The organism is Pseudomonas sp. CG7 (assembly GCF_023701885.1).
Classification (GTDB): Bacteria; Pseudomonadota; Gammaproteobacteria; order Pseudomonadales; family Pseudomonadaceae; genus Aquipseudomonas; species Aquipseudomonas zanjanensis.
The window spans coordinates 62463-85251 of sequence record NZ_JABAEE010000011.1; the positions used below are offsets into that span (position 1 = coordinate 62463).

Genomic DNA, 22789 nt, shown 5'->3' on the forward strand with positions numbered 1-22789 from the left:
CCCAGACTCACTGTTCCAGTGAGGTGGCTGTGATTAAGACAGGGTAGTGCTCAATCTGCAGGCGAGAGGCGATGTCGTTGCCGTTGACCGGCAGGATGGTGATGCCCGGCGCGGCTGCTCGAATTCGGGCCAGGGCTTCAGTATCGGTCACTTCGACGGCGAGGCCCGCCGCCCCCATTTCTTGCAGTTCAGTCGCACGCTGATGCAGCCAAGCCAACGATTGGGGATCCTCCCCGACAAGGAAAAATGGCTGCAAACCCGGCATGTCCAGGGTGCGAGTTGTGATTTGGCCTGGGCTCAAGTGAGAGCTGCGCACGGGCAGTATCCAGGTTTGATCGGCAAATGCAGATAGGTCTGCATGTATGGCCCGAGCAGGCTGGGGCTTGTTGTTTACTGGCGGCCTGGAAGCTTCAAACTGGGGGCGGGTGAAACCGCCAGGCTGAACTTCTGCAAACGACAGTCCCGGCTGGGCGAGCGCAGCCAAGAGCACGGCGAAGTAATACGCACTGGGAATTCGCTTCATGGTGGTGTGCCCTGTTTAAAGGAAACCTGCAGTCGTTCGAGTTGTTGAGAAAAGCCGGCGCGGTAACGCGCGGCCGGCGTTCCTCCTGCCGGACGGTGATATCGGCCAGCAGCTGACACCCAATCACCGGTGACGGCGTGATGCTCTTGCAGCAGCGCGGCAGTTACGGCCAGATTGCGGTAGGGTTCGAGGGCTTCGCAGGGCCTGGAGAAACGCTGTCCGTGATAACCCAGGTTGATTTGCCCAAGCCCGGCATCGACCCGCTTGGCGTCATACCGGGCAAGCGCCTGAAGCAAGGCGTGACATGCGGTCTGACGATTGGCGAAACGGTAAGGGCTGCCAGCAATATTCAGCGTCCAGGGCCAGGGCAGCAGTCGACCACGGAGACGGGCGCCACTCTCCTGCAGGGCAATCGCGAACAGCACCGTAGGAGGGATGTTGGCGTCATGCGCCGCCAGTTGATAAGCCGGAGGCGGAAGCTCGTCAGCGTGGACTGCGAGCACTGTCAGCAGGGGCGCAATAGCAATCAGTCGAGACGCTGCCATTGTCCATTCACCTGCTGAAATTTGACGGGTAGCGGTCTCGGGGCACCCAGGCTGAACCAGCGACCACGATCATGGTTCAGGGTGATTTGCCGGCGTTGAACCTTGCTCGCATCAATGCCTGCTTGCCGGGCCCAGCCACGAACATGTTCATCCTCACCTTGGCTGCCCACCAGGTAGATATCGAACGCTGTATCACTGCTTTGCAGACGCTGCGCTTCAGCGGTGCACGCAGGGCAATGGTCTTCGACAAACAGAGCACGGCGCGGCTCTACCGGTGAGCTAGCAGCGGGCGGGGATGCCATACGCTGAGTCGGCAACAGTCCAGGAAACAGCTTGGCCCAAGCTGCGGTGTAGGCGTTTTGGTAAGCCAATTCGCGCTCGGCACGTTTGGCTTCCAGCGCTACCTGCAATTCGGCATAGCGCTGACGCTCTTGGTCGTTCTCTGCTTCGACGCCGAGTGCAGTCAGCGGATCGAGATTCGGGCTCCAGTAACCACGCGGGCCGGCTTGGATCTGTTCGAAGCGTGTCCACTCCTGCTCCGTCAGACCCCAGCTTGCCGCCTGTTCAGAGTGCGAACGCTCCAGCGGAGCAGACTGCGTGTCCTGGGTCCGTGACGGTGTCGTGACGGGGTTGCCCAGCGCAGCGCCCGTGCTCAGCAATGAAACGAGACAGACGACGGGGGACAGTAGCGCTCGGTTCATGATCGTTTCTCAAGGGAGTTGCACGGCCTGGTCTGGCTGAGTGGGCACCGTGAAGATGGCCGCGTTCGGCTCCAGCGCCTTCAGCTGCCATGTGCCGAACTGCTCGCCGTTGTGCAGCAACTGGATATCATTGAGCGAGCGGCTGTCAGGAGGTGCGACCGCCAGAAAGCGCTCGCCACCGCGGTACTCGACGCTCAACACTGAAAATGGCGGCAGGAGCGGGGCAGGCTTGGGCTGAGCGGTTTTTTTCGGCTTGGCCGAGGAAGGCGTCGGTGGTGGGAGTGGTGGCTGGCTGTTGAGGTCCAGGAGTTGCTGTTCTACGTGCTCAAGTCGTGCGCGTAGCGCGATCATGTCGGCTTCGGTAGCACGTGCTGTCAGACCATCGCGCAGTTCCTGTATCTCCTGCGCCCATTGATCCAGCATCGGATCGAGGGTATTAGCCTGTTGCTCACCGGAATCGACCATCTGCTTCATGTCTTTCAGTGCGTACTGCAGCTTCTCCTGTGCATCCAAGAGGGTGCTTGAATCACGTTGCAGGGTATCCAGGGTCTGTAGGCGTTGGGCGTTCGCATTTTCCAACTCGGTCACGCGTTGATACTGGTTATACAAACCACCACTCAGCCCGGAGACCGCCAGGCAAAGTGAGCCGACAATGAGGGTTTGAAACGTCGTGGCTTTCATGGGCGTGCCTTTGGCTGATGGGCCGCGCTGGGTGCGAGCCGCACGACGGCAGCATCATTTTTTAGCCGTTCGAAGCAGACCGAACGGCTAACCTCATCGATCGTGAGTTGCCAGGCGGGGCCAGCCAGCACTTGTAGCGCGCTGCGCAAAGAGATCGGGCCGAGCCGGTAATGGGCGGCGGGCAGAGGCCGGGTAAACAGTAACTTTACTGGTTCGGCGGCAGGGCAAAGCGAATAACCCGAGCGCTGCAGCACGTAGTGCATCGCTTCCTGTACCGAAGGATTCAGGTTGGACGGAATGCTCACGTCAATGATTTGAGCGAGAAGATCACGTTGTTCCGTGGTGGGCTCGGTGCTGACCAGCGTATAGCGGCCATAGCGGAGCTCTGACGGATGACTCTCTTCGGCTGTACTCCTCGAAAGCTGGGCCCGATTGGAACCACCGGCATTCTCTGGACTAGTCGGCAATGGGGTGGGGATCTGCGCCGTGCAGGCGCTCAATAAACCCAGCAGGCAGACAGGCGTGAAAAAACGCTCCATGGAAAAAACCTCATGTCAGATTCAGTGCAGAACCTGGCATGAGGTGAAGGAGCGATTCAGTGAGGAAGTTGATTCAAGGTGGATCGTGTTAACGCTGAACGCGTTGCTATTCATCAAAAATCGCGAGCCCATCCAAGACAGCAGCGTCGGGGTCGAAGATTAACAGCCTCACATCCGCCAATGCCGCTAGATACAATACGTTGACCAAGGCTACCGGCGTACCGGCGTCGAGCTGCTCTTGCCTCAGCGATGCGTAAGGACGGTCCTCGATTTTCACTAGGTTGTCGTCGGTCCAGGGCGTGCCGATCAGCTTACACCCGACGCCATTGCAGTCTGGCAGGGCAAAGGGTTCAAACAGCAGTCCGGTTGGCTTGGAGTCGACATTGCCAACTCGGCTTTCCAAGTGGCGCAGTGCTTCGTCAGTGAGGTGTGCGGTACTGATCTCCCAGGCTCGACTGTAGTGTCCTGTGTCGAAGCTCAAACGATGGACCATGGCTTGGGCTTCTTCCAGGGAGTACAGGTCACCGACGTGATTTCGCTCATCGAGCATTTCGCCAGTCACGGCATAGACTACTTGCCGCACCAGTCCGGTGGACTGGAAACATTCTTCCAATTCATCCGGAATGGATTGGCCTTCGCTGATCAAGGCGGCGTCGTCATTGAACACGCAGGGAAACAGTTCTAACGCATCGTCGAGTAGATGAGCTTGTGACTCGTGTATGGAGCGAAAGCAGGGAGGGCAGTCGTTTGCGTAGGTGATCAGTAGCAGCCGTTCGATAGATAGATTGTCATAGCCGCGAACGAATGGGTTTGAGGCCCCTAGCATCGCTGGGGTTTGGGTAGTGAAATTCATGAGTATTCTCCAGGATGAAAATGAACAAGGCGCCCGAAGGCGCCTGTAAGGGTTAAAGCCAACCGTATTCGGCAAGAGAAAGTGGGCGACCTTCACCCACGATGAAGTGATCCAGTACACGAACTTCGATCAAGTCCAACGCCGCTTTCAACCGTGCGGTCAAGGCGCGATCCGCCAGGCTGGGTTCCGTGCAACCGGAGGGGTGGTTGTGAACAACAATGGCGGCTGCTGCGTTATGTGCGAGGGAGCGCTTGACGACCTGGCGGGGATAAACGCTGGCGCCATCGATGCTGCCGTGAAAGAGGATCTCGAATGCCATAACGCGATGGCGGGCATCGAGAAAAATCACACCGAAAACCTCATGCTCTTGAGGTGCAACATGCAGTTTTAGGTATGAGGCCACGGTGTCAGGTGAAGTCAGGCCGGGGCCGCGGGTGAACAGCCGACGATCCAGAATGTGCAGCGCTTCGTCGATCAGCTGGTTTTCCTGGGCGATACGATCAGCCTCGACATCCGAGGTTTCAATCAGGGTGAGTGGGGTGCTCATGGGGTACCTCCGAAGGGAACATTCAGGGGTACACACCCACGGGGAGTGGTGTCCCCAAGGTGGATATAGAGGCGCGGCTACTAGCCGATGACGCTCTTTTTACAGCCGAGTGAATCGGTGGCGCTGTCCGTACAGGTCTGAGTCACAACCATCGCAGGGCAACGGGGAGAAGGTTCTTATTCCGCTACCAGTTTCGGGATCGAAGTCGGCACTGATGGGCATTAGCCGAACCAGCCCGCGATGGAGACCGGCGATGCGTTTCTCGCTCTCATCTGTCGTGTAGTAGAGCGATAACGTGCTGTAGTCCTCGTAAGCCGCAGCGAACAGGCAGTCGTCGCAAAGCCAGAAGGATTCCATGTTGGTTCTCCTGTGCTGGTTGAAGAAAAGGCGCTCGATTGAGCGCCTGATGTAAACGTCGCGGATCGTTCAAGCGGACTGAACAGTACGTGTGGCAACACGGCGGGCCGTGCGGGGAGTGGGTGCAGATTCAGGTTCAATCCTGGATTCCGTTGGGTTGTCGGTATCCTCAGCTTCGGCATCAGCCGACTTTGGGGATGGCTCACTGTTTGGCGTTTGCTCAGCAGGTGCTGTTGCTTCCTGCCTGGCAGGCGCTTTGTACTCGAACGTGCCGTTGACCTTGATCCAGTCGATGTACAGCAGACGACCTTTCAGGCTGGCGCCCGGTTGGCCTTGTTTATCGCCTTTCTCATAGAGAAATGGGTCAATCCACAGGTCGCCGATACGGAACGACAGCAAGACCTTTTTCTCGGCTTTGACGGCGTCCATATAGAGGCGAATCAAACGTTCAGCTTCGCCCCCTACGACCTTGCAGTCGAAGCGGGTGTACTCGACTGCATCAGTGGCGCCGTGCAGGGCCGCGATATCGCAGGCCATGAACGGCAGGCCGCGGCGGACTTGTACTTCACGAACACGGTTGAGGTAGCCGATACCGACGGTGTGCAGATTGAAGTAAGTGGTCGCTTCTTGGGATTGGTTGGCGTGGGCCATGGTGGTTCTCCTTTCAAGGAAAAACGGCGACGCACAGTTCCCTGACGGGGAAGTGAGTCCCCGTCAGGGTGGGTAAGGTGAAGGTGAGCGATGAACGACTCGACACCGGCAAGCCGATGACAATCAGAACGATGCGCTTGGGCAATAGCGATGCAGCAGAAGAGGATCCGCGGTAGTGGTTTGCGGATCTGGGGATAGTGGGCATTCATCACCGCTGAAGCGGTAATCGTGCGAGCCTCCGAATGCTGATCGCACTTGGGTAAACCACCACAAGCGTGGCGTAGCCTTGAAGGTTCAAGCTACCTGGGCTGGGCTGTCAACGACAGCGAACCACGTCCTTTTTATAAGCCTGTCACAGGGGAGCGTCAAGGCGCCGCAACCCGAGTTTTTATGGCCGGAATTCAGTGGCAATCACTGGACGGACGAAAGTGAAGAGTAGGCCTGGCGGGGGGGCCAGGCGAGGAACAGAAAAGCCACCTTAGGCGGTCTGACCCAGTCGACAAGCTCCTCGCAAAACTTGATTTAACTGCGCCATGATTCGCCAACCGACCCTTATCGTGGCCTGGGTCGGAATATGCTGGCACGCATCCGCGCACAAAAGGTGCCCAGTGTTTCCCCGGCGGGCTCCGGGACTGAATGCGATCGCCGTAGCGGATGACCACTGATGCCGGGGAGGCAACAGTGGTCATCCGCCACCACGATCAGGTCGAGCACAAAACGGGAACGAAATTCCGCAGAAGAGAAGGCTCCGAACTCTAGGAGTCCGACCGAGCTACCCGGAGCGAATCGGTCTTGGGTCGCCGTAGGCGATGATCCTGAGGCACTACAGCAGAGCGGGTGTGACGACGTCAAGCCAGCGGGCGAAGAGGTTATTTGCTACTGAGATGAGCGGCCAGCTGTTCGACGGTCGTCAGGATAAAGGCACGGTCGCTTTCTTGAAGGCCGCTCAGCAGGCCTGCGATCATTTGGCCCTGGTCGTTGGGGCGACTGCTCGACTCCGTCAGCAGTTCATCCATCCGGCAGTCGAAGATGTCCGCCAGTTGCATCAGCTTGACCACGGAAAGCTCCACCACACCCCGCTCAAGGCGCGAAATGGCTTCGCTGCCGATCCCCAGCCGTTCAGCCACCTCTTCCTGGGTCAGATTACGCTGAGTGCGGTGCTTCGCGATCATGCGTCCAATTTGGGCTTGGGTTGGATGTTTATGTGCCAAGTGATGAGTTCTCCAATTCAACCCGAATGGTTGAGCAAAGACCCATTGACATGAACATCCTTAACGGTTGAGTATCGACTTAAAGGGTTGTTATATTGACTGAAATAGCTATTTGGCGCGACGTGACATCTATTCCTCCAGGAATCAGAGGCCGAAGTGACCAGTGAGACTGAGCGGTCTGATAGGACCAAATGGAGGAAAGTTGAGCATGGATGAGCAGCACGAGAACGACATGGATCTGATCTGGGATCGAACGCTGGAGCTGTTCATCAAGATCCATGACTGCCCTGATAGCCCCGAACATCTCGACAGCCTCGTTCATTGGCTAAACGAAGATCCTGCTAACCTGAAAGCGTTCAATGAACTGGGGCAGATATGGATCGCGACAGGCATCGCCTTGGCCCGTGAAATCGGACAACCGCTAGAGGACTTGGAGAAGGATCAGGCGCCGTTGATGATGCACTGACAGCACCCCCGAGGTTCATGTGAGCGCCAATGGTGCCTTATGGACGACGTATACCTTTGCTGATCGGCACAGTGCCTTTGCAGCCCGGGTAGTGGGAACATGACCAGAACGGTCCTGATTTTCCCTTCCTCCTAAGCATTGAGGCGTTGCAAATGGGGCAGACAGGCCCGGCTTCGACCGGTACTGACAAGGTGAGTGCTCCGCTGTTTGAGATCAACTGCGTAATCCAGTGCGCCTGCCTGGCAACGAATGCATCCAAGGTCAGACGTCCCGCTTCGATTTCATCCAGAGCTTGCTCCCAGATCGCTGTCATACCCGGATCCGCGACTGCTGCGGGTACCGATTCGATCAGGGTATGGGCCGCTGCGGAGGCCGTTAATGCACGTTTTTTCTTCAGCAAATAGCCGCGATCAATCAACCCCTTGATGATGCCGGCTCGCGTGGCTTCGGTGCCGATACCGGTGGTGTCCCGAAGTTTCTGTTTCAGACGCGGGTCGTTGACCAGCTTGGCCACATTTTTCATCGCCTTGATCAGGTCGCCCTCGGTGAGCGGTTTGGGCGCCGCGGTGCGCATGGACTTGAGTTCGACGTCGTCCACTGCGCACTGCATCCCCTGTTGTAAGGCGGGCAACACCTGGGACTTTTGACTGGACTCATCGTCGTCGGCGTTGTCGGAGAGTAAGCCTTTCCAACCGTGGATGAGGATCTGTTTGCCAACAGCAGTCAACCGTTCGGCGCCGCACTCCAGTTCGACCTCGGTTCGATCAAACACGTGATGCGGCAGAAATTGCGCGAGGTAGTGGCTACGAATCAACTCGTAAACTTGGCGCTCTTGTTCGGACATCCGCGCAAGGTTTGCCGGCTCGGTGGTGGGGATGATGGCGGGCTGCGCGGTGATCTTGGCATCGTTCCATGCTCGTGAGCGCAATGATCGATCGATGCTTCCGAGCGCTGGGTGTAACGCGGGATCCATTCTGAACAGGGCATCGAATACCGCGGCTACCTCGTTGAACATGCTCTCTGGTAAATAACGGCAATCGCTGCGCGGATAGCTGGTGGCTTTGTGGGTTTCATACAAGGTTTGGGCGATGTTCAGTGTTTCCTGAGCACCGAGTCCCAACTTGCGTGAACAGACTTCTTGCAGTGTGCTCAGGTCGAAGGGCAGGGGTGGCGCTTCGCGCAAATGCTCAGTCTGCAGCGAGACTACGGTGGCGGTCTTGCTGCCAGAAAGCGCTTGGACGGTCTGACTGGCGAGCGCCTGCTGCAGGCAGCGACCGGCTTCGTCACGTCCTGAGCTTGGCGGTATCCACGACGCGATGAAGGGTTGCCCCATTGAAGACAGGTGCACATCCACCACCCAGTACGGCACAGAGACGAAGCTGGCAATCGCGCGGTCTCGTTCAACCACCAAGCGCAAAGTGGGCGTTTGGACGCGTCCAACCGACAGCACGCCGTCATAGCCCGCCCGCCGTCCTAGTAGGGTAAACAAACGACTGAGGTTCATACCAATCAGCCAATCGGCGCGGCTACGGGCGAGGGCGGAGTGATAGAGCGGGAAGGTCTCCTGACTAGACTTCAGCGAGGACAGTGCTTTGCGAATCGACGCCTCGTTGAGTGCGGATAACCAGAGGCGCTCAACAGAGCCACGATAGTTACAGAGCTCCAGTAACTCGCGGGCAATCATTTCACCTTCGCGATCGGCGTCGGTGGCGATGACGACGGTGGTAGCTTCGCTGAGCAGGTGTTTGATGATTTTAAACTGCGCGACAGTCTTGGGTTTGACCTCAACCCTCCACTGCGCGGGAATGATCGGTAGATGATCCAACGACCAGGTTTTGTACTGATCGCCATAGGCTTCAGGTGGGGCCGTTTCCAGCAGGTGACCGACACACCAGGTAACGGTTGTCTCGCGTCCGATCAAGCAACCATCGCCACGTCGGCTGGCTCCGAGAACCTTGGCGATGTCACGACCTTGGGAGGGTTTCTCGCAGAGAAAGAGACGCATAGAACTGCTCCGGGTTGAGTTCGGAGCAGCGTTGTTTGAAACAGCTGTGGCGAGCTATGTGAAACCTGAATGACAGGTTTCTCATATTATTCTGTGAGTGCCGTCTTGATTGGGAGTGAGGCTACTACCTTGTAGTCACGTGGACGACAGTGCTTCACGAGCAGCGAGTGATGACAGGCCAGGAACTTCGCGCAAAGGCGCAATTTTTATGCCTCAAGTTAGTCATGCCGATGGTGGCTGCCCTCTGCGCTTTTTGGACTTCGACGCAGGCGAGCTGGCCTGGTCGGTAGCCTGCCCGACGGGAGCCGCAGACGAGGCTGATTCACTTGAGCGCTCCCGCATGACCACGTTCTGCACGCGGTGAGGCAGGATGCCGACACGACGCGCCTCGATCTTGAAGGTGACCCGCGCATTGTCTTCACTGTCCTCCCACTCATCGCGCACGGTGCGGCCCTCTACCAACACGCGCATGCCTTTCTGGTACAGCGTGCTCCAGTGTTCAGCCTCGCGGTGCCAGAGCTCGACCGGCGCCCAATAGCCGCCTCGATCCTCATAGCTGCCATCGCGGGGCACGGGGTTATCGAAATACACATTCAGGCGCAGCAAACGGCGTGGCTCGTCATTGCCTGACGGGAACTCCTGGAACTCTGGCGCACTGCCGATGTTGCCTTCGCCGACGAAAAAAGTACTCATCGTGATATCTCCGCTACTGGTGTGAACTGGCGCAGCACCCGTTCGGCGCTGGCCATTTTGATTGCGCAGGTTGAGGCCTGACGGTAGAGCGAATGCACCACGCTCATCTGCAAGTTCAGTGCGATGCGCTCGCATTCGAAACGGTGCAATCCCTCGCGTACGGCTTGCTGCAAGGCCTTGTTGGAGACCTGGCGTTCCCAGACCGCAACGCCCATACGGGCAAAGTCACGGGTGCGCCATCGCAAAAAGGTGCTGCCCGCGCTGGTGTTCTGCAGCACCAATCGAATATCCAGCAGCGAGTAAGGGGGCTGTCCGGCTTGCTGCACCACAGCTTCCATCAGGCGACGTAACTGCGCCTCGGTTTCCCTCGCCACCTGCGCCAGGTATTCCAGCTCCCCCTTACTCTTAAAAGGTTTTAAAAGGCCTTTTAGGGAGGCTGCGTGTTCGAGCTGTCGATAGGCATCGGGTGTTAGTGTTTCGAGGGGCATTGGTTGAGCCGGTATCATGGGACTCATGCTTCGTCCTCCGGCTCATCTACTGTCGTAGATGGCTCTACTGCGTTCTCCGCCAACGCGTCAGCGTCATCCACCGCCACAGCACCACGACGAACGATGGGTGGCGCGAACTGGGAGCGGCGATGCCCCTCAAGGATGTCCGTGGGGGGCAAACCCATTCTCTCGATTGCCGCCAGAGCACGAGCGTTGTTCGCCGCCATGTCATCACGGGTGACGCCAGCATGCCGATAGCGCTGGGCCTGGCCGAACAGGCTGCGCAGCAGATGGGCTCCGTCGTCGATCCAGGCTTCCATGTCTCGGCGACCGATCAAGGCGGTGTGATGGGCCAACAGGGTATGCCGCACCAGCGTGTCGTAGTCAGTCAGCAGGTAGACGGCCAGGAAGCCCAGCTGGCTGCCGATGTACAAGGGTAAAGTGACGGGGTGGATATTGAGGTTATCGCCCATGTCGATCTGCGTCGGCAGGTCCTGTCTGATCCGGTCCAACTGCTGGGTCAATTCCAGCATCCCAGCCTTGGCCTGCATCAATTTTTCTTCGAGCTGCATGATCGCCCAGTCGGCATAAGGATCGTCCTGCGCTGCGGCTTGTTTGATCAGGTTAGTGACGCTGATGTAGCCGGCCATACCCATGATCGAGTGGACGCCTTCGCGTGCGGTTCGACCTTGCCAGATTCGGGCGGCGTGGTGGGTGTGCAGTGTCAGGGTGATGCTGCTGCGCAATGAGCCCAGGTTGAGCTGATAGTGATCGGCCACGGTGTCGTCCTCGCATAGGCTTGGACGGGAACGTTGCGACAGATGAGGGTCAAGGACAGCCGAAAAGCTGAATGCGGTGTGTTCGATTTGGTTCGAGACGGTTAATTTCCGACGCGCCCGACAGTGATGCCAGTGGCATCAAATCTACTGACGTCCAGAGCGTTTGCTGCGCAGCTGGCGCAGTTCATCCAGGCACGCTTGGGCGAGGGCTGAGGCAGGTTCGCCCTTTTTCCTAAGCTGGCGCGGGGGAGCGGGTGGCGGTTCTGCAATGGGTAACGATTCAGCCTGACCTGCCCAAGGGCGGAAATCGCCTTTCAGCGCCCGCTGGATCAGGCCCATCAGATACGCCGCCGGTTTGCGGACGCTGCCTGCCGCACACCGTGCGGCCGCTTCGTTGAGCACCGCCTGCCGATCCGCTGGTTACAGCTTGTTCAGCGTCACGGTAACGGCCTGCCGCTCGCTCGGACTCAGGTGCAGCGGATCGGGCCAGTGTAGGTTATCCACTGCTGGGGTCGCGCGCGGTACAGTACAACTACTTTCTTTTAATACAGTACAGGCGGCATTCGGATTCCGAACGGTGCCGGAAACATGGGCGTTCGGACCCGGTTCGGAATCCGAACGAGGTTCCACACAATTCCGAACGAGGTGGTCGCCACCCAGTTCGGACTCGTGTAACGCTTCATTGGGCGCCTTATCCAATCCTTGTTTTGTCCAATGGTCGCCCCAACTGTCGAGCCGGGTGGGGAGTCGACCCAGATCGATATCGGTGTCTTGGCGGACTTCTTCCAAAACATGCTGAGCGACAATTCGCACAGCCTTGGTCGCATGAGAGAGGGCATGTCCGACCAGCTCCAGATAATCCTGATCCAGCTCCATGGCTTCGGCGGGAGTTAACGGCTCATCGTGCAGGACATACAGAGAACCTTGAAGGCGCCCGCTGAGCTGATCGCGGCCACGACTTACCAAACTGAGCCAGCGAGTCAGCCTGAGCATCGTCAAGACGCGAGCGATGGTTTCACGGGAGGCTGACGCGCCGTAGGGCACGCTTGACAGATAAGGCTGCAGATCTTCATAGCGCGGTGTGACCACGCCCTGACCTTGCAGCATGAGTCTAAATACTTGCCAGGCATTTCGTTCCAATGGCGTTAGCCGACTATCCAGCAGCAAGCGACGCGGCACGACTTCGTGAGATTGGCCACTGAACAAAAAGCCCGCCTGCATGGCCTGGTTGGAAGGATGTTCAGTGGTAGGGCGTGCGGGCCAGCGTTCACTCAGCTGCTGGGTGCATTGCTGCAGGACACGTTGCCAGCGACCGGACGGGGCAGTGTTCATGTTCCGTTGCTGTAATGGTCGATCTGCTGCCAAACGATGGTCAAGCTGATCTGTTGCTCCTCTGCCAACATCATCATGGCGTCGAGCTGATCCTCAGCACCGTCCTCAGCGCGTAGTTGGCACCAACGCTGCCAGAGCGCATGTTCCTGCGCTTCACTCAAGTTCTGGGGGCGGCCCTTACGGGTTTCTATTTTGAGCAGACGTCGGCGCAGCGCAGTTTCCGAATGCGCCAAGCCGAAGCACTGATACATTATGGTACTGCTGGCACCGAGCTTTAGCGCTCGGTTGATCAAGCGCTCGTTATGTTCGTCGCGTTCGGCCTGGTCGATCAACCGATGCAACACCGGCGAATCAATCTTGACCTCAACCCAGGGGACTGTGGCATGGGCCAGGCGTGACAGTGTGGTCGGCGGTAATGATTGCAACAGGTAGATGTCCTCTTCACCCAGTCCGAGTGCTTTGCAGCGGTGCAGATTACCCAGGCGCAACTCGTGAAGGACCTGGGTCAGCATGGCCTGGTTGAGCACATTGAAGGACAGGTTCATGGCAACTCCCTTGGCGAATCGTCTTCATGGGTAAGCGTTAAGTCGATCAGGCGCCGGGCTAAGCGAATGAGGCGATACAGTTTGATTAACAAACTATCAGGCAATCGCTCCAGTCCTACGTCCACGGCGGGACGATCTGCCAGCGGGAGTTGATAGACCCCCAATAGCAGTTGCCCGAACAGGGCTGAGGGCAATTGCTTGCGATCCTCCCAGTTCACTTCGTCTTGGGCACGCAGCAGCGCCAAGAGCAATAGGTGAACGCCGGCCGCACGAGGCGCTGCAAGATTAGGTTGCTCGATGCTGAGGGCGAAGCCCAGGCCATGCTTCTGGTCGATGATGCTTTCGGGATGTCCGGCATAGGCCGCCATTTCCCGAGCCAGGTCGGCGATGGCTAAACGCAGTTGTTCGGGGGTATCCAGTGTTGGCGCGATGATCCAGATGTCGTCGATCGGGCAGGTTTCGACGATCTGTGTTGGTTCGGTGGCAGTGGCGCGATCAATCTGTTCGCGGATCTGCTGGACACGTGACGGAGGGCTGACTGCTGATGCGACATTCGTTTCGGGCAGCATGAGCTGCTGCTCTTGTGCTGTTTCGGTCTGGGTTCTGGTCTCAGTTGATTTGGGGAGAGGGCCTGCCACGGTTTCAGCAGTGTTTGGCGGATGGCTGTTCTCTGAGGGACTGACAGGCGTCCGGATGAGCCGCTGTGTATCGCTCAGTTCCAGAGCCAACATGCGGTAGGACTGTCCGAGTAAGCGGCTCATGCGTTCGAGCAGTTCATCCTGGACTCGCTCAAGATCAAAGGACTCGGGGTCGGCATCAAATTGGCCCAAGGTGTCGAACCAAAACTCGGGGAACGCAATTGCGTCGGTCGGATAGCGATTCCAGGTTTGTTCAGCCTGGCTACGCAGAGCAATCAGGCGTTCAATTTTGGGTTTACCCAATCCGGCATACAGGGTTTGTGGGATTGCGGGCAGTAGGTATTCGAGGGTGTCGAGCATCCGGCTGATGTGCGACTGTGAAATGGGGTAGCCCCCAGCGGCAAGACGTCGTGCCAGCTCGCGTTGCGAGAGTGTTGCTCCATCTGGTTCGAGCATGGTCTTGAGTTTGGCTACCGCCAGAGCACGTTCGATGAAGGTGAGTTGGCCGTGCAGATCACTTTCGGCCAGATGGCCGAGCAGGGTGGTGATTTCATTGCTCCAGGGTCGGAACAGGCAATGAATGCGGAAGTAGCGCTCATCACGAGTTTCCTGCCACAGCTCGCCGAGAATCGCCAAGCGAGTATTACCGCCGTTGCGGATGATGAAATAGGTTTCACCCGGGCGGCGGGTAATCGGCGGTGGTTGATCCAGCCCGCGTTCACGGATCGAAGCCTTGATATCCTCATACAGCGGATTACGGATGAAGCGTGGGTTGTGTTCGTAGGGCCGCAGTTGCTCCAGCGTGACCAGCATGGGGGTGTCGATGACCGGATCGGACAGTCGCTCCAATTCTGGACCCCGAGGAAAATGGTCCTGGTGCAGTTTGTCGATGATCTCCTCCTGACTGAGCTTCTTCATTGGAAAAGCCTCAGTTAACGCCTGTTACGCAAATGGTCACCGACCTCGAACTTGACGATCTCGGCTGTTCTCGAGTCTTCGAAATACCGAGACAGTGTCGCGAGAAAACAACCCATGACCGATCTCCCACGCTGCAGGCGAAAGACCACGGTGCAGTATTCCTCGCTAGGTGGATGATCTTGTCGAATGGAAGGCTGAACGATGATAGGAAACTGATTCAACATTAAAAGACTCCTTGCCAACGCTGTTGGCCACAAGTTTGAACAAACAAAATGGCCTGGGGGGAAACACCGGTTTCGGGATTCGCCTTATCGAACCTCCGCGTATCTGCTCACTTTAGAAATCAGTTCACGCCATTCTGGAAACAATTCAATGGCTAGCGCTTGCATGGTTTCCAGCGCTGGTCGTGAGCGTCGTTGACCTGACTGGCGAGTCTCGATTCGGTGGGCTGGTAGACCAAGGGAGGCGGCGTTGAGATAAGCCACTCGGTCTGGAACTACTGTGTCTAGGACTGAGATGTTGGGAGCCCCAGTAAAGGCGTCATGTAAGCCACGGATGATCATTCGCGTGTCTACACGGATGCTATTTACTTGGTTTAGCAGCAGTCGTAACGGTGGAAGCGTGATACCCAGGTGGCGAAATGGTTCGAGTTCACCGAACAGCTTCAAAGTGCCGCGGCGCAGTTCGCGGGCGGCTAGCATTTCCGGTGTGATGGGGGAGAGGGCTGTATCGCAGGCAAGGACGGCCATCTCCAGCAGCACGCTGCGTGCGCCTTGGGTGTCGATCAAAAGCAGGTCATAACGGGGGCGGAAATCGTCGAGCAGATTGCGCAGCCGTAGTCGCCCGTTAGGGGCGTGCATCAGCAAAGTACTCAGTCGGCCTTGGTCGTCGTTCGAGAGGATCAGATCCAGACCGGCAACCACCGTCGTGGAAATTATCTGCGCAGGACCTGTCTGGTTGAGCGCAATGAGTTCGTACGCACCTGCGTCAGCCTTCTGGTTCAAAGCGTAATAGCTGGAGAGAGTGGGTTGGATATCCAGATCGAGCAACAGGACGCGTAGGCCAGCATCCGCCAGCAGCCCGCCGAGATTGGCAGCCACTGTGGTTTTGCCTACTCCACCTTTGGTGGACACCACCGAGACCACACGCATGGCATCAGGCCTGCTGCGCCAAACGCTCAGTGATCCATCGTTCGATCTCCCGTGAGTCCCAGCCGACGGCGCGCAGTCCAATGCGTTTGGCCTGAGGGAATTTACCTTCCTTCATCAAGTTGTAGATATGCGCACGCTTGAAGCCGGTTTTACGCTCCACTTCCTCACGCCGCATGATGTGACGTTCGACCGAGGGTTGATTTGCTTCAGTGATGGGGGCGGGATGGCTGGGCATGATGGTCACTCCTGGCTTCGATTGACGCGTAGTGGGAAGTGATCTGAATTAAATAGTGGAAGAGACGTGGCGTCATTGCGCCGCAACGGGAGTGATTGCAGTGCAATCCGCCTCATCGATTTATGAGGTTGCGCTTACCAGCAGCAAATTTTTCGTCCAGCGTACGCTTGGTTATGCCCGGTACGTTTTTATAATGAGCGGTTAGCGCGTCAACGATGGCCGCTTGGGACTGGAAAACCGACAATGGTTTTCCAGCCGGGGACTTGTCGAGAAACAGATTGACCATCGCCCCGATAATGTTGAGATAGACGGATTCGCTGCGATCGCTGATTTTACGATTGGTCTTGAGCAAGTCGTGTATGTTCTTTCTTTCCAATCCGATGGCTTCAAGGTCGTTAAGCAGCTGCTGATGAGCTGCGTCCAAACTCTTTATTTGCACTTGCAAAGCATCCCGATCACCTTGCAGTGTTAAGTATGTTTCAATGCTAATGGCTCCTTTTTGATTGGGCCCCTCCCCAAAGAGAAACGCTGGTCGTTGGTCAGGATAATATCGCGACATCCAAAATCTTAGATCAGTGTGGCGGACGGTTATGTGGTCGTAATTAACGGGAGTACCAATGGCCACTGGCACGCCGAAACACCCATAAGCGAGCTCCCCGTGTTGAATGGCATCGATAATTTTTTCCGTATTTGCATGCAGGCAGGGCCACTGCGGGAAGCTATTTTTGAGCCGGCTTGGGCAGCGCTGAGCCACTTCGAGTATTTCTTTTTCGTAGGTAATCAAGTTGCACCAACGCAAGGCTGCATCAATGGGCCTATAAAAAAGTTTTGCATAGAGGTTGCAGCTTTGACTCGCATACATAAAGCGTCACTCCATTGAGATGTTTTGCTCCTGATTTTGCAAGTTGGTGTATGATTGTTCGGTGTGGAATCCGCATGAGTTGAGGGTTTGTCGATGAGGTTAGTGTGTAGTTGTCGTTTAATATTATTGTTGTGCGTGGTTTATGTAGTGAATGGTATGTTTGGTCTGTTGTGAAGGGGGGTGAGTTGTTTGTCTTGTGTTTATATGAGTCGGTTTTTATTTGCCTTCTTGTCGAGAGGGAGCTCTAATTTTATGGTGATAAAAATTTATGATTATTCAGAATAATCTACTGCATTCCTTCGTCGCGAAAATGACAAATTATTGATTAATTCTGCCATATTTGAAGGTGGGCTCTCCATTACTATGTCGTTGACGCCTGAGGCGGGCGACGGCGCCAGGTCCCCGGACTGTTCTCCTGTACTTGGCGGCGTTCGCGCAAACTTCAAATCAGTGAATTTGGCGCAAATGTTGTTAAGCAGAGGGCCGCACCGCACAGCACCCCCAGGCCTCGCAGAACACATAGCTACCTACTGGATGAGCTGCGAATATTAGGATCACCCTAGCCGCCCTTTGAGCCTCAAGTTTGAGACGAACCCAGTGCCTGGCGCAAATCGTCGACAAGGTCCTCAATCGCCTCGATTCCTACCGACAGACGAATCATTGGTTTCACGCCAGCCTTCGCTTGTTCCTGCTTGTTCCTGCTTGTTCATCTGCCGATGAGTAGTGGAAGCAGGATAGTTGTGGCATGGTGACGTTATTGTCACCTGCGCGGGTTAGAGTTTGAATCGCATAGTGGATCGCCGCGCTGCCGGTCGATACGGCCAGACCTGCTATGCCACCTTCGAGGGCGGCCATCCGTTGTTCCAGCGCATCATTGGTGGGATTCATGATTCTGGTGTAAATGTTGCTTGGCAGGTCCAGATTGAATAGGTCGGCGCCGTGTTGGGCGTTATCGAATTCGAAGGCAACGTTCTGGTAGATCGGCTCGGCGACGGCATTGGTGGTCGGGTTGGACTTGAAACCATGGTGCAGCGCGATGGTGGCGTCTTCCATGATTGGTATTGATCTCTAAAAGTATTCCAATTTTTGTAGCGTGAAGAACTGTAAAAATTTATTATGCCGATCTTTGAGTACTTTGATCCAATAAGTCGAATCTACCGAAGGGATGTGCCCCCTACGCTGCTCGCAGATTAATATGCAGGTGTCCCACCTTAGGCTTGTGATCACGCATTCGAGGCAACATTAGACGCGGCTACAGATCTCCGAGCACGACTCCACTGTCGAATAAAGTGCTCAGATAGGATCTGATTGCCACGTTTCAGCGCCATAAAGCCGCCGTCACGACCTTGCCGTTAGGTTCGGACAGCTTAGTTCGCCGACTGCTTAGGGACCGTCTTAGATTCATGCGTGAATGAATATCGAACAGGGGGTGGGGTATGAACCGTGGAGACAGTGGAATTCGGGAGAATTTTGGATTTCGGGTTTATGATCGAGTCCTTCCAGAGCGGCAAAGCAGTCTCACCCCACAGTGCTCAATGTTTCTTTAAAGCAGAGTTTCGAACACCTCGAAACTAATAACGTGAGAAGGACCTGCAATGATTCAGAGGGAAAGTGATTGTGCATCGAGGCTGCATCACGCCAGGCGATTTTTATAATCCAGCGTTTGGAGCTTGTAGCTGGTGTGAGGTTGTAGTCAACGCAGTGTGGCGAAATTCGTTTTATATTTTTTAGTGGCGACAGAACCTCCATGCACAGGTTGTCATTCATTTGTGCTTATCCATTTGTACTTGTAGCTCAATTGTATTGATTGCCAGCTTTGACATATGAAGGTCTCTGACGCAGAACATGGCGGGAGGTATTTAGGAAAATTATTTTTATGAGAACTAAATTCTGGATCCCCAAGTCCTTGGCCTCTGCGATATTTGTAGAGGTGATAGATTGTTTTTGAGATGGGAATAATTTATAGAAAAACTGTTGCGAGAAAATGACAAAATATTGATCATGTCCGCCAGATTTGGACGGATCTTGGCCCAAATGAGCAGACCCTTTGGGTCTTCTCCAGCGGTAGATGAGATTACTTTAAGTTTGGAAAAGGCAATGTTGTATAAAAAGCACCGCTGCGTTGTAGGTGCGAAATGTTAATGGGTCGATTTGAAGCGTGTGCGATGCTCCTTGGGTGTGATGCCAAAATTCTTCACAAACCTTCTGATAAGGGTCGACTCACTACCAAGTCCGCAGTGCTGGGCTATGGTCTTGAGTGGGCTGTTTGAATTTGTCAGCATATCGCGGGCCGCATCTAATCGAAGTATCTCTACCATTTTGCTTGGCGTTTTTCCCATAGATTCTGAATACTTACGTGTAAATGTTCTTTCACTCATGTTCATGAAATTTGCGAGCACTGGCACTGTTAAATCGGTGCTTAGATTCTCATGAATCCAGGCGTGTAAAGCTGAGAACTGGCTGCTCTTCGATTGCAAGATCAAGGATGGACTGAATTGATTCTGATCTCCCGAACGTTTGAGAAACATTACCAGATGTCGAGCAACCTCTAGTGCAACGGCGTGTCCCAGGTCTTCTTCTACGATGGATAGCGCTAGGTCAATTCCTGATGTAACACCTGCAGATGTCCATATGTATTCATCATTAACAAATATAGGGCCACGCTTAACTATTATTGATGGAAAAAGTCTCTCCAGTTCGTCATACGCGGACCAGTGAGTGGTTACTTTTCGTCCGTCCAGTTTCCCGGCAAAAGCTAGTGCGAATATGCCAGTGCAAACAGAAATCAACCGCTTGGCTTTTTCTGTGTGGTTTATGAAGTGCGTGGCAAACTTTGGATCTTTGCAGAAATCATGAATGCCTGGTCCGCCAGGTATAACTAATGTATGCGGCGAAGAGGTTTCTGCTTGCAGAGTTTCAGTGGTTACTGAAAAATTCGAGCATATCTCAGTGGTCTGGGTTAACGCTAAAATAGAAATCGCATACGGTTGGTGATCGGGGCGGGAAAAGCGGTTGGCTGCCATGAACACGTCTAGAGGTCCTGCCAAGTCAAGTAAACTTACTTTCGGGTAGGTTATGAATTGTATGGATTTGGGACCCATAAATAGCTACTCCATGAGAAACAAAATCTGGATTCGTTCATCTGACGACTCGCTGAGTAATTTTGAGTACCCGAGCGGCCCCCGCAATAGATATCTATAGGCCTTTTGATAAATGTCATGAGCTTCTGGTGAGTGGCGCTGCTCGAGCGCTAAAACAAGCCCATCCATGACTACAGTTTACGTAAAAATTTCTGCCCTACGGCGAGAAGCGTGACATTTAGCTTGGGGAAAAGCTTCGGTATCGCGCTACGGCTTGGAGAGCTCGCCAGCATAAGATCTCAAGTGCCAGTCGTGGCTGCTTTGCCGGACGTCGTTCCTAGCGGGCCTCGACCGTTAGGTTGACGTAACCGTCCGGGCAATACACCTTCCTGACGCCATCGCTTAAGGCGATGGTGTCCACCTAAATTACGCGGACACAATCATCCTTATTGGCCGAGGTCGGAACGTGTGTTCGCCGGCCCCTTACTGTGTTCAATCAGTGGGTGGAGTTCCGCAGGCTGAGCCTGAAGGAAGGGCGTCAAAGCACGCGCTCGGAGATATTAAGGATCTTCAATAAAGACGTTCTGCCGATACTGGGCAACTCCAAGCATCGCTGAGAGTGCCTCAGATACTCTGTCCATACTCTCTATCACTGTGCTAGCAATAGCGTTTCCCTGAGCCAAATTGCGTACATCTTCGTTGGGGCGACGACCCTCAAGTGTTCGAATCCTCGAAGCTGAAGGTCGATTACCCAACGAGTTGCAGCCATGAGTGTATTGGGCAACCCATCGCGAGAGCATGTCCGGTAACTGTGTTGGATTGTCACCTAATGTTCGCTCAATGGTTTGACCCCAGGCAACGATGGCCATGGCTGCTGCCGGTTAGTAAGGCTGCTTGGGTATTGGTTGCTTGTTCATACCGTCCTGCATTGGCGTCATCTTTATGGACGTGAGCAAGGCGATGATTGCTGTCCACTGCTGATGAAATAGCTGTTGAGTTGGAATGATCCTTAAGAATCGTCGAGACATGGCTGAGGCTTAAAACCGGTAGGCAATTCATACCCGTCTCCAGCATTTTGGGCATAAGTGTGTTCGGTGGCGATCCCTGGATGGTCCAGAGAAAACTGACGCACCTTCTCGCCTGAACGCTCTGCGCGGTCGAGGCGTGCGGCTGCTTGCTGGATAAGCTGTTGATCGAGTATGACTAGGGTCTCTTAGTGAGGATTGACGATGGCAGCCCGGGTGCGCAGCACCAGCACGCCGCCAAGGGCGATGAACAGGGCCAGCACATAGAGGGCGAGGCTGGCGCTCTGGGTGGTGTCGCGCATCCAGCCGATCAGGTAGGGCGCGAAGAATGAGGCGATGCTGCCAAAGGAGCTGATCAGCGCGATACCGGCGGCCTGGGTGCCGTTGGACAGGAAGGCCGGCGGCAATTGCCAGAACATCGGCAGCGCCGCACTGGCGCCCATGCCAGCGACGATCAGGCCTGCCAGCACCAGGGTCGGGTTGCCAGGTGAGAGCCCGGCGGCCGCAATGCCCAGCGCTGCCATCAACAGTGGCACGCACAGGTGCCAGCGGCGTTCGCGATGGCGGTCGGACGAGCGCCCGCAACCGATCATGAAAAAGCAGCCGGCCAGGTAGGGCACCGCGCTGAGCAGCCCGACCTTGCCGTCGCTGCCGATGCCGGCGCCATGGATCAGGGTCGGCATCCAGAAGGCCAGGGTGTTCACCGCCAGCATCACGGCGAAGTACACCGCCACCAGCAACCACACCTGGCGGTTGTGCAGAATTGCGGAAAACGAGGTGATGGATTTTCGCTGTTCTTCGCTGTGCAGTTGCTCGCGCAGGTGTTGTTTTTGCGCAGGTGTCAGCCAGGTGACGCTCTCGAAATTGTCCGGCAGGCATTTGAGCACCACCAGCCCGAGCAGAATCACCGGCGCGCCCTCACTCACGAACATCCACTGCCAGCCGCGCAGGCCGCACAGGTCATGAAAATGCTCGAGGATGCCGCCCGAGAGCGGCCCGCCGATCACCCCGGCCATTGGCACCGCTATCGCAAACAAGGCAGTGATTTGTGCGCGCCGACCGGCCGGGTACCAGCGGTTCAGGAACACTAGGATGCCCGGAAAGAAACCCGCCTCGGCGACCCCGAGCAAAAAGCGCAGCACATAGAAGCCGCTCGCGCTTTCGACCAGGAACATGCAGGTCGACAGTGCGCCCCACACCACCATCAGCGTGGCGATCCATCGCCGTGGGCCGACGCGGTCCAGGGCCATGTTGCTTGGCACGCCGAACAGCGCGTAGGCGATGAAGAACAGGCCGGCGCCGAACCCGTAGACTGTGTCGCTGAAGTTGAGGTCGGCGCTCATCTGCATCTTGGCGAAGCCGATGTTGATGCGGTCTAGGTGGGCGAACAGGTAGCAGATCAGCAACAGCGGCATCAGCCGCCAGGTGATGGCGCTGTGGGTGCGGTCGCGGGCGACGGTTGCAAGGGTGTCGGCGGTATTGGCTGTGCTCATGGTTTTATACTTTTTGTCTGAGAGGCCGATGGGACGAACGGGCTGGGACGGGTTAACTCACCTGTGCCTTGAGGAAGGCGTGCACATTGTTCTGCTTGAAATTTAGCTGCACGTGCAATTCGGCCATTTCAAACGACAAGGCCAGCAGGCGATGGGCTTGCAGCTCGGCGAAGTGCGCGGTGATCACCTCGAAGAGCGTTTCGGCGACGGCCTGCCGTGTTGCCAGGTCGCGGCCATGGCCGACCTTGAGGGTCATGTGCACGAAGGCGTAGTCGTGCCTGCCGTCGGCCATGCGCCAGGTGTCCAGGCGCACGCCGCGGCTGCGGATGCCGCCCAGCGGGAACACGCCGCTGTCGCCCAGGGTGGCGTGGACTTTTTCGAACAGGCCGGGCAGGTCTGCCTGCTGTTCGATGTTGTCGGTGTACTCAGCGATGAAGTGGGGCATGGAACCTCCTGCGTCGGTAGCTTTTA

At 56.1% G+C, this 22789-nt stretch carries 25 protein-coding genes and 3 pseudogenes; 1 reads left to right on the forward strand and 27 read right to left on the reverse strand.

Going from position 1 to position 22789, the window contains the following annotated elements:
* Positions 1 to 7 precede the first annotated feature (7 nt).
* The 10 genes from HGO40_RS06945 to HGO40_RS06990 all read right to left on the reverse strand — a co-directional run bounded on the left by HGO40_RS06945 (position 8) and on the right by HGO40_RS06990 (position 6608).
* A complete protein-coding gene (locus HGO40_RS06945) occupies positions 8 to 523 on the reverse strand; it encodes an integrating conjugative element protein (protein WP_250962414.1) in 516 nt (171 codons plus the stop codon).
* On the reverse strand, positions 520 to 1068 hold the full coding sequence (locus HGO40_RS06950) for a lysozyme family protein (RefSeq protein ID WP_027912513.1): 549 nt from the start codon (positions 1066 to 1068) through the stop codon (positions 520 to 522). Before HGO40_RS06950 ends, HGO40_RS06945 begins: the two co-directional genes overlap by 4 nt.
* Complete coding sequence (locus tag HGO40_RS06955) at positions 1050 to 1769, reverse strand: TIGR03759 family integrating conjugative element protein (protein ID WP_250962415.1); 720 nt, start codon at positions 1767 to 1769, stop codon at positions 1050 to 1052. Before HGO40_RS06955 ends, HGO40_RS06950 begins: the two co-directional genes overlap by 19 nt.
* A 9-nt stretch (positions 1770 to 1778) precedes the next feature.
* Entirely contained in the window at positions 1779 to 2450 is a 672-nt protein-coding gene (locus HGO40_RS06960; protein ID WP_250962416.1) for a chemotaxis protein, read from the reverse strand.
* Positions 2447 to 2989 carry a PFGI-1 class ICE element type IV pilus protein PilL2 gene (gene pilL2, locus HGO40_RS06965; protein WP_250962417.1) on the reverse strand — a complete coding sequence of 181 codons (543 nt, stop codon included), beginning with the start codon at positions 2987 to 2989 and terminating at the stop codon, positions 2447 to 2449. The genes HGO40_RS06960 and pilL2 overlap by 4 nt, the downstream gene beginning before the upstream one ends.
* Positions 2990 to 3095: 106 nt before the next feature.
* Positions 3096 to 3842: a DUF5983 family protein gene (locus HGO40_RS06970; RefSeq protein WP_250962418.1), complete on the reverse strand. Its 747-nt coding sequence runs from the start codon at positions 3840 to 3842 to the stop codon at positions 3096 to 3098.
* A 52-nt stretch (positions 3843 to 3894) separates the two neighbouring features.
* Entirely contained in the window at positions 3895 to 4389 is a 495-nt protein-coding gene (radC, locus tag HGO40_RS06975) for a RadC family protein (protein ID WP_250962419.1), read from the reverse strand.
* A gap of 99 nt (positions 4390 to 4488) precedes the next feature.
* Complete coding sequence (locus HGO40_RS06980) at positions 4489 to 4746, reverse strand: hypothetical protein (RefSeq protein WP_250962420.1); 258 nt, start codon at positions 4744 to 4746, stop codon at positions 4489 to 4491.
* Between the two features lie 69 nt (positions 4747 to 4815).
* Positions 4816 to 5397 carry an STY4534 family ICE replication protein gene (locus HGO40_RS06985; RefSeq protein WP_250962421.1) on the reverse strand — a complete coding sequence of 194 codons (582 nt, stop codon included), beginning with the start codon at positions 5395 to 5397 and terminating at the stop codon, positions 4816 to 4818.
* Between the two features lie 869 nt (positions 5398 to 6266).
* Positions 6267 to 6608 (reverse strand): helix-turn-helix domain-containing protein, encoded by a 342-nt coding sequence (locus HGO40_RS06990; RefSeq protein WP_027912505.1) that lies wholly within the window; start codon positions 6606 to 6608, stop codon positions 6267 to 6269.
* Between the two features lie 208 nt (positions 6609 to 6816).
* Here HGO40_RS06990 and HGO40_RS06995 point away from each other — a divergent pair, with 208 nt between their 5' ends.
* Entirely contained in the window at positions 6817 to 7074 is a 258-nt protein-coding gene (locus tag HGO40_RS06995) for a hypothetical protein (protein WP_250962422.1), read from the forward strand.
* 37 nt (positions 7075 to 7111) lie between these two features.
* Here HGO40_RS06995 and HGO40_RS07000 read toward each other — a convergent pair whose 3' ends face one another.
* The 17 genes and pseudogenes from HGO40_RS07000 to HGO40_RS07075 all read right to left on the reverse strand — a co-directional run bounded on the left by HGO40_RS07000 (position 7112) and on the right by HGO40_RS07075 (position 22763).
* On the reverse strand, positions 7112 to 9079 hold the full coding sequence (locus HGO40_RS07000) for a DNA topoisomerase III (RefSeq protein ID WP_250962423.1): 1968 nt from the start codon (positions 9077 to 9079) through the stop codon (positions 7112 to 7114).
* Positions 9080 to 9301: 222 nt separating this feature from the next.
* A complete protein-coding gene (locus tag HGO40_RS07005; RefSeq protein ID WP_014338763.1) occupies positions 9302 to 9772 on the reverse strand; it encodes a single-stranded DNA-binding protein in 471 nt (156 codons plus the stop codon).
* Entirely contained in the window at positions 9769 to 10287 is a 519-nt protein-coding gene (locus tag HGO40_RS07010; RefSeq protein ID WP_250962424.1) for a DUF3158 family protein, read from the reverse strand. The genes HGO40_RS07005 and HGO40_RS07010 overlap by 4 nt, the downstream gene beginning before the upstream one ends.
* Entirely contained in the window at positions 10284 to 11039 is a 756-nt protein-coding gene (locus HGO40_RS07015; protein WP_250962425.1) for a PFL_4669 family integrating conjugative element protein, read from the reverse strand. Before HGO40_RS07015 ends, HGO40_RS07010 begins: the two co-directional genes overlap by 4 nt.
* A 144-nt stretch (positions 11040 to 11183) precedes the next feature.
* Positions 11184 to 12371: pseudogene (locus tag HGO40_RS07020) on the reverse strand (STY4528 family pathogenicity island replication protein).
* On the reverse strand, positions 12368 to 12916 hold the full coding sequence (locus HGO40_RS07025; RefSeq protein WP_250962426.1) for a DUF2857 domain-containing protein: 549 nt from the start codon (positions 12914 to 12916) through the stop codon (positions 12368 to 12370). Before HGO40_RS07025 ends, HGO40_RS07020 begins: the two are co-directional and overlap by 4 nt.
* A complete protein-coding gene (locus tag HGO40_RS07030; RefSeq protein WP_250962427.1) occupies positions 12913 to 14472 on the reverse strand; it encodes a ParB family protein in 1560 nt (519 codons plus the stop codon). The genes HGO40_RS07025 and HGO40_RS07030 overlap by 4 nt, the downstream gene beginning before the upstream one ends.
* Positions 14473 to 14780: 308 nt before the next feature.
* Complete coding sequence (locus tag HGO40_RS07035; RefSeq protein WP_250962428.1) at positions 14781 to 15623, reverse strand: ParA family protein; 843 nt, start codon at positions 15621 to 15623, stop codon at positions 14781 to 14783.
* Between the two features lie 4 nt (positions 15624 to 15627).
* Positions 15628 to 15858: an AlpA family transcriptional regulator gene (locus HGO40_RS07040; protein ID WP_250962429.1), complete on the reverse strand. Its 231-nt coding sequence runs from the start codon at positions 15856 to 15858 to the stop codon at positions 15628 to 15630.
* A 112-nt stretch (positions 15859 to 15970) separates the two neighbouring features.
* Positions 15971 to 16720, reverse strand: coding sequence for a hypothetical protein (locus HGO40_RS07045; protein WP_250962430.1), 750 nt, complete (start codon positions 16718 to 16720; stop codon positions 15971 to 15973).
* A gap of 577 nt (positions 16721 to 17297) precedes the next feature.
* Entirely contained in the window at positions 17298 to 17381 is an 84-nt protein-coding gene (locus tag HGO40_RS30620; protein ID WP_353050715.1) for a hypothetical protein, read from the reverse strand.
* Positions 17382 to 17455: 74 nt separating this feature from the next.
* Positions 17456 to 17773: pseudogene (locus HGO40_RS07050) on the reverse strand (PLP-dependent transferase); the annotation flags it as partial.
* Between the two features lie 1085 nt (positions 17774 to 18858).
* Positions 18859 to 19743 (reverse strand): GlxA family transcriptional regulator, encoded by an 885-nt coding sequence (locus tag HGO40_RS07055; RefSeq protein ID WP_250962431.1) that lies wholly within the window; start codon positions 19741 to 19743, stop codon positions 18859 to 18861.
* 894 nt (positions 19744 to 20637) lie between these two features.
* Entirely contained in the window at positions 20638 to 20859 is a 222-nt protein-coding gene (locus HGO40_RS07060) for a hypothetical protein (RefSeq protein WP_218187848.1), read from the reverse strand.
* Between the two features lie 19 nt (positions 20860 to 20878).
* Positions 20879 to 21001, reverse strand: a pseudogene (locus HGO40_RS07065) (2-oxo-hept-4-ene-1,7-dioate hydratase); the annotation flags it as partial.
* A gap of 12 nt (positions 21002 to 21013) precedes the next feature.
* Positions 21014 to 22318, reverse strand: a complete 1305-nt coding sequence (locus HGO40_RS07070) for an MFS transporter (RefSeq protein WP_250962432.1) — start codon at positions 22316 to 22318, stop codon at positions 21014 to 21016.
* Positions 22319 to 22370: 52 nt separating this feature from the next.
* On the reverse strand, positions 22371 to 22763 hold the full coding sequence (locus HGO40_RS07075) for a tautomerase family protein (RefSeq protein ID WP_065878023.1): 393 nt from the start codon (positions 22761 to 22763) through the stop codon (positions 22371 to 22373).
* Positions 22764 to 22789: the final 26 nt, after the last annotated feature.